The 11,465-nt window shown below is 45.9% G+C and carries 11 protein-coding genes; 2 read left to right on the top strand and 9 right to left on the bottom strand.

Features of this window, described 5'->3' with window-relative positions; all coding sequences use genetic code 11:
* The first annotated feature begins 150 nt into the window (after positions 1–150).
* Positions 151–2,454, top strand: coding sequence for a carbamoyltransferase HypF (gene hypF / locus BWK47_RS11275; protein ID WP_162328711.1), 2,304 nt, complete (start codon positions 151–153; stop codon positions 2,452–2,454).
* Between the two features lie 20 nt (positions 2,455–2,474).
* On the opposite strand, the gene rnc is transcribed toward hypF, so the two are convergent.
* From rnc to petB, 6 genes are all read right to left on the bottom strand, one after another.
* On the bottom strand, positions 2,475–3,209 hold the full coding sequence (gene rnc, locus BWK47_RS11270) for a ribonuclease III (RefSeq protein ID WP_162328710.1): 735 nt from the start codon (positions 3,207–3,209) through the stop codon (positions 2,475–2,477).
* Between the two features lie 6 nt (positions 3,210–3,215).
* Positions 3,216–3,377, bottom strand: coding sequence for a DUF5989 family protein (locus tag BWK47_RS16910; protein WP_020862183.1), 162 nt, complete (start codon positions 3,375–3,377; stop codon positions 3,216–3,218).
* A 44-nt stretch (positions 3,378–3,421) separates the two neighbouring features.
* The gene (locus BWK47_RS11265) at positions 3,422–3,829 is read right to left on the bottom strand and encodes an SxtJ family membrane protein (RefSeq protein WP_162328709.1); all 408 of its coding nucleotides are present in this window, start codon (positions 3,827–3,829) and stop codon (positions 3,422–3,424) included.
* Between the two features lie 127 nt (positions 3,830–3,956).
* Entirely contained in the window at positions 3,957–5,378 is a 1,422-nt protein-coding gene (locus BWK47_RS11260) for a glycosyltransferase (protein ID WP_162328708.1), read from the bottom strand.
* Between the two features lie 251 nt (positions 5,379–5,629).
* Positions 5,630–6,112: a cytochrome b6-f complex subunit IV gene (gene petD / locus BWK47_RS11255; protein WP_010873379.1), complete on the bottom strand. Its 483-nt coding sequence runs from the start codon at positions 6,110–6,112 to the stop codon at positions 5,630–5,632.
* 130 nt (positions 6,113–6,242) lie between these two features.
* Entirely contained in the window at positions 6,243–6,911 is a 669-nt protein-coding gene (gene petB / locus BWK47_RS11250) for a cytochrome b6 (RefSeq protein WP_010873378.1), read from the bottom strand.
* A 222-nt stretch (positions 6,912–7,133) separates the two neighbouring features.
* On the opposite strand from petB, the gene BWK47_RS11245 reads away from it, so the two are divergent.
* Positions 7,134–8,624: an Ig-like domain-containing protein gene (locus BWK47_RS11245; protein ID WP_162328707.1), complete on the top strand. Its 1,491-nt coding sequence runs from the start codon at positions 7,134–7,136 to the stop codon at positions 8,622–8,624.
* On the opposite strand, the gene BWK47_RS11240 is transcribed toward BWK47_RS11245, so the two are convergent.
* Genes BWK47_RS11240 through tpiA form a run of 3 tightly spaced genes read right to left on the bottom strand, consistent with a single transcriptional unit; the run spans position 8,578 to position 11,300 of the window.
* Entirely contained in the window at positions 8,578–9,534 is a 957-nt protein-coding gene (locus BWK47_RS11240) for an amino acid ABC transporter substrate-binding protein (RefSeq protein WP_162328706.1), read from the bottom strand. The two genes, BWK47_RS11245 and BWK47_RS11240, sit on opposite strands and share 47 nt — an antisense overlap.
* Positions 9,531–10,550: an AI-2E family transporter gene (locus BWK47_RS11235; protein WP_237269616.1), complete on the bottom strand. Its 1,020-nt coding sequence runs from the start codon at positions 10,548–10,550 to the stop codon at positions 9,531–9,533. Before BWK47_RS11235 ends, BWK47_RS11240 begins: the two co-directional genes overlap by 4 nt.
* Before the next feature lie 21 nt (positions 10,551–10,571).
* Positions 10,572–11,300: a triose-phosphate isomerase gene (gene tpiA / locus BWK47_RS11230; RefSeq protein WP_162328704.1), complete on the bottom strand. Its 729-nt coding sequence runs from the start codon at positions 11,298–11,300 to the stop codon at positions 10,572–10,574.
* Between the last annotated feature and the right edge of the window lie 165 nt (positions 11,301–11,465).

Raw genomic sequence — 11,465 nt, 5'->3', positions numbered from 1 at the left:
TGATGTCCGTGCTGTAAAATTCTCGAATTATCATTAATTATGGTGAAAATTTTATTCTTTTCACCATTTTCCATTCTTCACCCTACTTTTCAAACACGCTCTTAGTTGTGGCATAGCAGGTTATTTAACAGTATTAATGGAAGTAGAATAATGTTAAAAACCGTTGCCATACAGGTCCAGGGAAGGGTGCAAGGAGTGGGTTTTCGTCCTTTTGTTTATACCCTTGCCCAGGAAATGGGACTGAAGGGTTGGGTAAATAATTCCGCTCAAGGGGCTACCGTTGTCATTACCGCTGAGGAAAAGGCGATCGCCGATTTTACGGAGAGATTAACGAAGACATTACCTCCCCCTGGTTTGATTGAACAATTAGCCGTTGAACAGTTACCGCTGGAAAATTTTACTAACTTTACTATCCGCCCCAGTAGTGATGGCCCTAAAACTGCGAGTATTTTGCCCGATTTATCCACTTGTTCCGCCTGCTTAACAGAACTATTTGACCCTGGCGATCGCCGTTATCTTTATCCCTTTATTAACTGTACCCATTGCGGTCCCCGTTACACCATTATTGAAGCCCTACCCTATGATCGTTGTCGTACTACCATGGCCAAATTTTGCCAATGTCCTGATTGCCAAAGGGAATATGAACAACCTGGCGATAGACGCTTCCATGCCCAACCTAATGCCTGTCCTCGCTGTGGCCCCCAACTGGCTTTTTGGAACCGACAAGGCCAAGTAATTGCAGAAGCAAATGAAGCTTTAAACTTTGCTGTAGATAATTTAAAAGTCGGCAATATTATCGCTATTAAAGGCTTAGGTGGCTTCCATTTATGTTGTGATGCCACTGATTTTGAAGCTGTGGAAAAATTAAGATTAAGGAAACATCGACCGGATAAACCTTTGGCTGTAATGTATGGTAATCTTGGTCAAATTGTGGAGCATTACCAACCGAATAATCTAGAAGTCGAATTGTTACAAAGTGCCGCCGCCCCTATTGTATTGTTAAACAAAAAAAAACAGTTAATTTTGGCGGAAAATATTGCCCCAGATAACCCTAGGGTCGGAGTAATGTTAGCCTATACTCCTTTACATCACTTATTACTAAAAAAATTAAATAAACCCATGGTAGCTACCAGTGGTAACTTAGCTGGGGAGCCAATTTGCATTGATAACGTTGACGCTTTAACCCGTTTACAAAATATTGCTGACGGTTTTCTCGTTCACGATCGCCCCATTGTTTGTCCAGTGGATGATTCCGTTGTCCAAATAGTAGCTGGGGAGCCATTATTTTTGCGTCGAGCCCGGGGTTACGCTCCCCAACCCATTACTTTACCAAAGCCTACTCAAAAAAAACTATTGGCGGTGGGAGGTCATTATAAAAATACAGTGGCGATCGCCAAACAGAATCAAGCTTACGTTAGTCAACATTTGGGCGATTTAGATTCTGCTTCCACTTACCAAAATTTTGAAAAAACTATTGCCCATTTAAGCCGGCTATACGATTTCTCTCCCCAGGAAATTGTTGCGGATTTACACCCTGATTATTTCAGTCATCAATATGCTGAAAACCAAGCTTTGCCTGTCACTTTTGTGCAGCATCACTATGCCCACATTTTAGCGGTTATGGCGGAACATGGAGTTATGGAAGAGTCCGTGTTAGGTATTGCTTGGGATGGCACTGGCTACGGCATGGACGGTACTATTTGGGGGGGAGAATTTTTAAAAATCACCCAAGGTACTTGGCAGAGAATTGCTCATCTACAACCATTTCATTTATTAGGTAATCAACAAGCTATTAAATATCCCCATCGCATTGCTTTAGCGTTGTTATGGTGCACTTTTGGCGATGATTTTTCTGCTGATTCTTTAGGAAATTGGTTGAATTTCAATAATGGGTTTAAAAACAAGATAAACAGCAGGTTAAATCAGGATCTAAACAACAAAAATTTACGTCAACTTTGGCAACGGGGGGAAGCGCCGCTAACTTCTAGTATGGGAAGATTATTTGATGGTATTGCGGCACTGATAGGATTAATTAACGAAGTGACTTTTGAAGGTCAGGCAGCCATGGCTTTGGAAGCTCAGGTTATGCCAAATTTAACTGAGGAATATTACCCTTTGACTTTAAACAACAAGGAAGCAAAATTAGCTGTTGATTGGCGCTCCTTAATTAAGGCTATAACCACAGAAAATAGAAGCAAAACTAACCTAATAGCCACTAAATTCCACAACAGTTTAGTAAATTTAATTATCACTATTGCCCAACAGCAGGGAATCGAAAAAGTTGCTCTGGGGGGAGGTTGCTTTCAAAATTGTTATTTGCTTGCCAGTACCATTACTGCCCTCAAAAAAGCTGGTTTTTCTCCTTTGTGGCCCGGAGAACTACCGCCCAACGACGGTGCCATTTGTATGGGTCAACTATTGGCTAAAATTCAGCCTCGGCAATATATCTGTTAACTCAACTCTATCTAACCAAATTAATTTATTTTGGGCATGGGTAAAATTTCCTTAGCAATAAAATCTTGGTAGGCTTGTTGAGCGGCAGCCTGTTCAGCACTTTTTTTCGATGAACCACTACCACTACCCAATGGTTGATCGCCAAGCCAAACTGTTGCCTGAAAACCTGACTGTTGGGGCAAATTTTGATCCAGGGGTTCTACTCGGTATTCCGGTAAACATTTGTAGTGGGCTTGGGTCCATGCCTGCAAAGCTTCTTTATAGTTATGGAGGGCAGGATCTTGTCTAATTTCAGTGGCTTTGGCCAACAAATGTTCGCTTAACCAAGGGCGGATTAAGGACAAATCTCCCACACTAAGATAAAGAGCTCCCAATAAGGCCTCAAAGCTATCCGCCATCAGGGAAACCCGTCCATTTTTGTCTGCCAAGACCGCCGGAGTAATCCAAAGAAATCGGTCTAAGCCATACAGTTCTCCCCAACCTGCTAGGGTACGATCGCTGACCAAAATCGCCCTCAGGGCAGACATTTCCCCCACCGAAGTCTGGGGATAATGTTCCATCAGCACTTCTGCTGAGGCTAACCGCACCACTGCATCCCCAACAAACTCCAATTGCTGGTAATTTCGTTCCGGGGATTGACTGGCATGGGTGAGGGCCAAATCCACTAGGTTCCAATCCACTGGGGCATTGTCAGTTAATCCCAAGCGTCGCAGTAGGGCCTTCAACTGGGTTTGACGATGGGGAAGCAGAGACATGGAAGCTTAAAAGAGAGTGTAGATAAAGGGGGCGATCGCCGATCCTTGGGTGAAAACAATTAAGGCTCCCAGGAGAACGAGGGTTAAAATCAGGGGTAATAGCCAATATTTTTTTCTTTGCCGCAAGAAACCCCAAACATCCTGCAATAATTCAATAAATCCTTCCATAAGGTTACTTTTAAACGTTTATTAACAATTATTAACAATTTGGGTTAGTAGGGTTTTTGCAGATGGCTAATGTCCCGGGGACGACAAGGCGATCGATAGGTAACCCGCTGGGGCTCCAATTGGCGGGCCATGGTGTCCCTTTTGATTAATTTCATTACCAGAGCCATAGGAGTAACTACCAACGCAAAAATTAGGGTCAGGATGATGCGGCTGTTAATCCACCCTAAAACATGGCCAATTTTTAGCCATAGTTCATACACTGGGCCCAAACTACGGGGAGCCATTAGCCCCAGCCCTGCAAAGACAACGGCGATCGCCCAGGGCAATGGGGGTAATCCGTGGCCCTTGACCAAGGGAATGAGCAGACCAAAGAGAAAGGCAATCATCCCAGCCATAATCCAGGCAAATTCCCGTAGTATTTTGACCGTGGGGGTAGTCTTAGTATTTGTCATAGCGCTCGGTTTAAGATCGCAATTTTGAGGTGGCTTGATATTAACAAACCTTTAGATAGTCTAGATTAAACTATTTTGCCAACCATGAACCTGCAAATATAACTTTTTGCCGAACAATATCTGGTCTCTAGTGGTCCCCACACCTTTTATCTGTATCTAATTTGAGCCTAAATAGCTTCTTCAGTACTTTTCTGCATAATCTTTTTAGCGTCTTCTTTGTATTTAATAATTCTTCAATTTGCCAATTCAATTTATCAATGGAATCCTGCAATTGCTGATTCTCTGTCTGTAAATGAGCAATAACATGATTATTATTTTCAATCTCATTTTCTAAATGGCAAACTAGATCATTAACCGCAATATTTTTCGCTTGTATTGTTTCTGCCATTGATAAATATTGATGTTCTCGAACCTGGCATTGCCTAAAATCTTGCCAGAGTGAAATAAAACTACCTTTCTCTGTTTTATTTTTTGTGTCTGCAATCATTTCTAGACACAAGTCACTAATTTTGTCGGCGGTTGTTGACCAGGGAAATTTTTTAGCTCGCTCTTTCCCTTTAGTAATTAGTTCGTTGCGAATTGCTTGATTTTGAACTTTTTCCAAGGCTTCAATCATTTCTATTTTATTCTGACCATCGATATAAATAACTGCATCTTTCCCGACCTCTGGCAATGAAGAGTTATGGCAAGTGATTACTGGGCAACCGCAGGCCATAGCCTCAAGAATTGGCAAACCAAAGCCCTCATACAAAGAAGGATAAACTAAGGCGATCGCCCCAGAGTAAAGAGCTTTTAATTCCTCATCTGTTGGTCGAATCAAACAAATATCAACATTGTTGGGTAGTGATGGTATTTCCCCTTGCAAATCTACATTGCCCCCCACGCAAACAATAGTTAACTTTTCAGGACTCTGCCAATGCTTTAACGCTTCAAATAAAATAGTGCCGTTTTTATATTGGTTTGCTCCCAAATGAGTACCGACTAGTAACAAATAGGAAGCATTGATAGCAAACTTTGTTTTAATTCCACTGATTTCTCGTGACTCTGCTGGATGGAATCCCTTATCAACGCCATTATGAATAACTGTTATCCGGGAGGGCTGGACCTCAGGATAAAATCGCATTAAGTCCTGGGCCGTATTGTTAGAAACCGCAATATATTGATTGGCATAGAGTATGGCATAGTTTTTTTCTCGCCACCAAAACTCCCTTAAATCCCAGCCCATTACCTCTGGAATCATGTCATGGATCATTAAAAGGGAAGGGGTAGATAGAGGCGTTGTGTAGTAAGTGGAAATGAATAGATCAGCATGGAATTGATCACAAACTTCCTGTAGCTTGGTGGAAAATAATGCTTCTTCTTGATAATTAAACGTTGGGAGATGATAGTATTGAGCCCCTTGCAACTGGGGAGCAGTATGACCCCGATCAATCAGAATAATATTTTCTATAAAACCTGAATCACACCATTGCGCCAAGACACTCCGCCACACCCTCGCAATGCCGGTATTGGCAATGTGAAAAAAAATACCATCAATAACAATTTTCATTGATTGTCAAGATTGGGAGGATGTTTGGCAATGCAATCAGGATTTTTACCAGTAAAAAAATTCCTTTGCAAACAAAATAAGCTGACAAAGGAATTTATATGGTAATGATATCTTGAATTTTGGCCAATCGTTCTGGGAGTTAGCTAACAAATATCCCGAGATACCAGGTCTCAAAGATGGATTAGGATTTTGTTGAACTTATAGGACTTAAACCACTACTGTCGACCTTACCCAAGAGTGGAAAATCTTCATTAGAACAAGCCCAAGGTTAGGGACTTATCAATGGGGAAAGTTGCCCCAGCACCTAACCATAAAGCCGCCGCAGTGCCGAACAAGAAGACGGTCATGGCAATGGGACGACGGAAGGGGTTTTGGAATTTGTTCACACTTTCAATGAAAGGCACCAACATCAAACCAAGGGGAATGGCAGCCATACCGGCAATGCCCAAAAGTTTGTTGGGAAGAATGCGCAAAATTTGGAAAGTGGGGTACAGGTACCATTCAGGCAAAATTTCCAGAGGGGTCGCAAAGGGATCCGCTGGTTCACCGATCATGGCAGGGTCGAGGATCGCCAATCCGGCAATTAGCCCCAAAGCACCAAGGATGCAGATAGGAAACATGTAAAGAATGTCGTTGGGCCAGGCGGGTTCACCATAATAGTTGTGACCCATGCCTTTGGCAAGTTTGGCCCGTAAATCGGGATCGCTAAGATCCGGCTTTTTGATAATACTCATGGGGCAGAGGCTCCAAGTTAAGGTTTTTTAGAAGTTTTCTAGATTTTCTAATCTGTTCCAATCTTCAGCAATTTGGCAACGGCTGAAACGAAATTGCCCGATCAAACTCAGATCGGTGGGAAGACAGGAATTACAAGGGACCAGAAATGCCTTGTTTGCGGATCATCAGGAAGTGCAACAACAGCAACACGGCGATCGCCCAGGGAAGCACGAAGGTGTGGAGGCTGTAGAAGCGGGTCAAGGTAGCCTGACCAACGCTTTCACTACCCCGCATGAGGGTCACCAATTGATCCCCAACCACGGGAATAGCGGCCGGTACACCGGAAACGATTTTTACCGCCCAGTAACCCACCTGGTCCCAGGGAAGGGAGTAACCGGTTACACCAAAGGTGACAGTGGTAACGGCTAGCATTACACCGACAACCCAGGTCAATTCCCGGGGCTTCTTGAAACCACCGGTGAGGTAAACTCGGAAAACGTGGAGAATCATCATCAGCACCATCATGCTGGCGGACCAACGGTGAATGGAGCGAATCAGCCAACCGAAGTTGACTTCATTCATGATGTATTGGACAGAGGCGAAGGCTTCCGTGACCGTGGGTTTGTAGTAGAAGGTCATGGCGAACCCAGTGGCAAACTGGATCAGGAAGCAGGTCAGGGTCAGGCCCCCCAGACAGTAAAAAATATTGACGTGGGGAGGAACGTATTTGCTGGCAATGTCATCGGAGATGGCTTGCACTTCCAGACGATCATTGAACCATTGAAAAACTTTTGATTCGGTGACTTCTTTTGAAAACATTGAAGCTAGACTTCTCTTAAGGATCAGGGATGGAGGGGGTTGACTCCGGCGGAGCCGTAAAATCGCATATAATCAGCGTACTATGACGGTTTGACCAAGGGTGGAAAAGCTCCCAAACTTGGCAAAAATGAGAACTACTCATCACAAAATGTAACACAGCTTTAAGCCCTGGGGAAAGGGAAGTCCGGCTGTGATTCTGTTCTAAATTTTGCTCCTCTATCCATGCTCGCTAAATATTTTTCTGAACCCATTGATCGTGCGGCCCTCGGTTTGATCGGTGTCCTTAGTGCGGCGATCGCCGTGGTGATGGTGGGTCATTACACCTGCCAAAACAACAATCAGTGTATATTCTCCAACCGTCCCAGGGTACAAAATTTTAGTTGGGGCGAGGCTGACCTGGGGGCGAAGGACAGGGCTTTTATCATCACCTTTGACCGTCCCATGGACCAACGGGAGGTGGAGAAGAATTTGGTCATTACCCCAGCTCTACCAGGAAAATTTAGTTGGGCGGGTCGTCGCATGGCCTATACCCTGGAAAATCCCATTCCCTACGGCACTGATTACGAACTGCAAATCACCAATGTGCGGGAACAGTATGCGGGTCACCATCAAGGGCAAATGATGGCCCCCTTCACCAGCAGTTTCCGTAGTCGAGACCGGGCCTTTGCTTACATTGGCACCCAAGGGATCGAGCAGGGACGGATTATTTTCTACAACCTGACTAAACAAAGGAAAACCATCCTCACCCCACCGGGACTGACTGTGGTGGATTTCCAATTCTTTGACGGGGGTAAAGGGATTCTGTTTGCCGCCGCTGAAAGTCAATTGGGCTTTGAGGGGCTCCGGCAACTACAGCTATACCAAGTGCCCGTGGTGGAGAATGACAATCCCCAAGAGTTGCCCAAACCGACTTTGGTGCTGGATAACCAGGGATTTCAGAACAATCAATTCGACGTAAGCGAAGACGGTAAATCCATTGTGGTGCAGAGGGTCAACCGTGAAAATCCCGCTGACTTTGACCTCTGGATGCTCAAAAACCAGCAAAAGCCTGAGCGTCTGAAGGTACAGGGTGGAGACTTTCAAATCGCCCCGGATAATCAGTCCTTGGCCGTGGCTCGGGGGGAAGGCATCGGTATTTTGCCCCTCCAACCGGACGCAAAACCATTGGATTTTCTGCCCAAATTCGGTCAACTGTTAACTTTTTCCAGCGATGGTAGCGCCGCCGCTCTGGTGAATTTCAATACGGAAGATGCCCAAAAACGCTTCCAAAGAACCCTTTTCTTTGTCAATAACCTTGGGGTGCAAAAGGAATTAGTGGATACGGACGGCTCCATTGTCAGTTGTGAATTTGGTCGCAATAACCAAACCCTGTACTGTCTGCTAACCAAGCTTTTGCCGGGGGATGAATACATTGAAGAGCCTTATTTTGTCCAAATTAACGTCAACAGCGGTGAAGTTTTTCCCCTGCTTAGGTTGAAGGATTACCGGGACACCCAAATGAGCCTTTCCCCTGACGGTTTGGCTCTGTTATTTGACCAGGTAATTATCGACCCCGAAACCCCGGCTGATAGCCGTCTTAACACCGACACCGGGGAGGCGATCGCCGATAGTCAGTTATGGTTGCTCATACCGCCCTTAAGGCCAGAGTTGGGGCAACAGGCGGAACTCAAGGCTCTTTCTCTGATGGGCTTTCGTCCTCTGTGGGCTCCTTAGGGGAAGATGGGTTCTGCCTGGCCTGGCAATGCTGTTCTATTCTTTCCAGAGCTGGGAAAATGGGGCCTAGCCAGCGGCGGTAAATATCCCGGGAATTGGGGGAAGTCACAACTCGGTTAACCAAATTTTCCCATTCCGGCTGATCGGCGGGCAAAATCAGCCCATAGCCCTGACAATCCAGGGGATAGGGGGGATAAAGGCGATAACTCCGCCCTAGAGGAATGTCCAGCACTAGGGCTTCTCCAAACAGCAAAATGCCATCACCGGCAAAAGCATCAATGCGCCCCTGCATAAGAGCTTCTACCCCCAAACGCCGTGCTGTAAAACCCTGAAAATTAATCAGTTCTGCTTCGGGATAACGGGCCGCTAAAAATTCACTGTTACTGGTACCGCCCAAGACTCCGATTCTCTCCCCCCGCAAATCACCATCACTGTCAAATGACCCCAGGCGATCGGCGGGAATTAAAAATTGGGTTCCTGTGACGAAAAAAGGCCGGGAAAAGGTGATGGGCAATGGTAGGTCACGGCGGATGGTGTTGGGGCCACACTCCACCACCACTACTTTTTCGGCCACCAGGTTATAGCGATTGAACAAACTGGACTGATAAAACTTTACCAGTAAAGGTTGACCCCCGAGGGTGGCAGATACCTCTGCTTGTAACGCTTGGATAAAGTCCACACAAATGCCTGTCCATTGATTGGCAGGGCCGTCCCGAAAACCAAAGGGCACTGAGTCGTCTCGAATCGCTACCTCGAGTAAGCCAGTGGATTTAATGGATTCCAACACCGTTTCAGCCTGGACAGGGGGCACCACAAGACTCTGTAAAGCCCAAGCTGATAGAGTCAGTAGGGGACGCAGAATGGGAAAAGATTTTGGCTGGGGGAGACGGGATCCACTGCAATTGCTCATTGCCAATTATCCAAAAGATCTTTAAACAGAGCTTCTTCAATCCAGGTTTTTAAAACCACCGTCAGGGGTAGGGCTAGGATCAAACCTAAAAGTCCGAATATGCTGGCAAAAAATAGTTGGGCAATCAGGGTGACGGCGGGCAGCAGGGAAACTTGCTTGGCCATAACAATGGGGGTTAGCCAATAGCTTTCCACATTTTGAATGAGGAAATAGAGAATTAGTACGGCAATGATTTTCCAGGGGGCGTCCAGCACAGCAATCATTAGGGGAAACACCACACTGGCGGCGGGGCCAATGTTGGGAATAAAATTTAAAATTCCCGCCATCAAAGCATGGACTAGGACTAATTTAATTTGCAATATCCATAACCCAATGCCGCTGAGACTGGCGATAAAAAAAGAGTTAATGACAATGCCCGTGAGCCAATTGCCCAGGGAAGATTCTGATTGGGTCAGGATTTCGTCGGCCCGGCGGCGGTAAAAGGAGGGAAATAATTTTAGGGTGCCCTGTCGATAGGCTTGGGGAGAAAGCAACATCATCACGGCGATCGCCAGGATGAAGATTATTTGCAGGACAGCGGTGACGGAATTGGAAAATAGGTTAATCAGGGAACTAAAGGCATTGGCCCCCAGGGCGGAAATGGAGTCCGGCAGATCATCGACGGAAAAAGCTTGGCTAAAAAATTTCACCTCCATCCGGTCGTGCCAGTCTTCAAAAAAATTCTCCAGGCGATCGCCAACTTTAGGCAGGGAGCCGATGAGAATTTGCAGTTGTTCCCAAAAAGGGGGAATGACCAAAAAAAAAAATAAGACCACCGCCACTGTGACGGTGATCAGAGTGATGGCCAGGGCCAGAGGTCGTTTAATTCCCCAGGTTTGTAATTGTTTAACCAAACGATTGAGGGCGGTGCTCAGCACAATGGCCAGGAAAAGCAGTAACAACAGTTGGCGGATTTCCCAAGCCACATAGGCCGCCATTGCCAAACAAGCTAAACCTAACCACTGACTAAGCTTCATCACACCCGTCAATCAATGTACTCAGGGCTGGAAATTAACAATGCGGGCAAAGCTCTGGGGTTCCAGACTAGCCCCTCCCACCAAGGCTCCATCAATTTCCGGTTGGGCCATAATTTCATCCACATTGCTGGCACTAACCGAACCGCCATACTGGATGGTGACCTGGGAATTAGTTAACTGTTCCCGAATCAGCCCGATAACTCGATTGGCCTCCGTTGCTGCACAGGTATCCCCCGTACCAATGGCCCAAATCGGCTCGTAGGCGATAACTAGGTTAGATTGATCCACATTCACCAAACCTTTTTTCACTTGGTCAACGATAACCTGTTCCGTTTCTCCGGCATCCCGTTGCGCCTTACTTTCCCCCACACACAGAATGGGAATTAAGCCCGCCTTTTGGGCTGCCAATACTCTCAAATTGGCAGTTTCGTCCGTTTCCCCAAAATATTGCCGTCGTTCACTATGGCCAATAACCACATAATGAATACCGATTTCCGTCAACATAGCCGCTGAAATTTCCCCTGTGTAGGCCCCACTCGCTTCCCAATGGACATTTTGTGCCCCTAGGCGGACCCTACCGCCATGGAGTTGTTGGGACATGCCGCTCAAATCGGTGAAAGGAACACACAACACCACTTCACGACTTTCCGCCGCATCTTCGATTAAAGGTTTAAACTCCTGCAAAAACGCTTGGGCCTCCGCCTGCGTCTTATGCATTTTCCAATTGCCCGCAATAATGATTTTTCGCACGATTCCAATCTTTAACGATGAAGGTCACAACAAAATTTGCCAACCCCCAGTTTACGTCGTCCGGGGTCGTCACCATTAACCAACGAGGAACTAACCCCCAAACTCAACTGCTTGAAGGCGAATTAATGCCGCCCTGGCTTTCAATCTAGTCCAATCGAGAAGATA

The sequence above is a fragment of the Synechocystis sp. CACIAM 05 genome, from assembly GCF_010222815.1.
Lineage (GTDB): Bacteria > Cyanobacteriota > Cyanobacteriia > Cyanobacteriales > Microcystaceae > Synechocystis.
The sequence above is the reverse complement of the archived record's forward strand: the minus strand, read 5'-3'. Positions and strand labels throughout refer to the sequence as shown.

Bases quoted from the DNA above. Each gene is read 5' to 3' on its own strand.
- BWK47_RS11260 (WP_162328708.1), bottom strand. From the start codon at position 5,378: ATGAAAATTGTTATTGATGGTATTTTTTTTCACATTGCCAATACCGGC.
- BWK47_RS11240 (WP_162328706.1), bottom strand. From the start codon at position 9,534: ATGAGCAATTGCAGTGGATCCCGTCTCCCCCAGCCAAAATCTTTTCCC.
- rnc (WP_162328710.1), bottom strand. From the start codon at position 3,209: ATGTCTCTGCTTCCCCATCGTCAAACCCAGTTGAAGGCCCTACTGCGA.
- BWK47_RS11245 (WP_162328707.1), top strand. From the start codon at position 7,134: ATGCTCGCTAAATATTTTTCTGAACCCATTGATCGTGCGGCCCTCGGT.
- BWK47_RS16910 (WP_020862183.1), bottom strand. From the start codon at position 3,377: ATGGAAGGATTTATTGAATTATTGCAGGATGTTTGGGGTTTCTTGCGG.
- petB (WP_010873378.1), bottom strand. From the start codon at position 6,911: ATGTTTTCAAAAGAAGTCACCGAATCAAAAGTTTTTCAATGGTTCAAT.
- BWK47_RS11265 (WP_162328709.1), bottom strand. From the start codon at position 3,829: ATGACAAATACTAAGACTACCCCCACGGTCAAAATACTACGGGAATTT.
- BWK47_RS11235 (WP_237269616.1), bottom strand. From the start codon at position 10,550: ATGAAGCTTAGTCAGTGGTTAGGTTTAGCTTGTTTGGCAATGGCGGCC.
- petD (WP_010873379.1), bottom strand. From the start codon at position 6,112: ATGAGTATTATCAAAAAGCCGGATCTTAGCGATCCCGATTTACGGGCC.
- hypF (WP_162328711.1), top strand. From the start codon at position 151: ATGTTAAAAACCGTTGCCATACAGGTCCAGGGAAGGGTGCAAGGAGTG.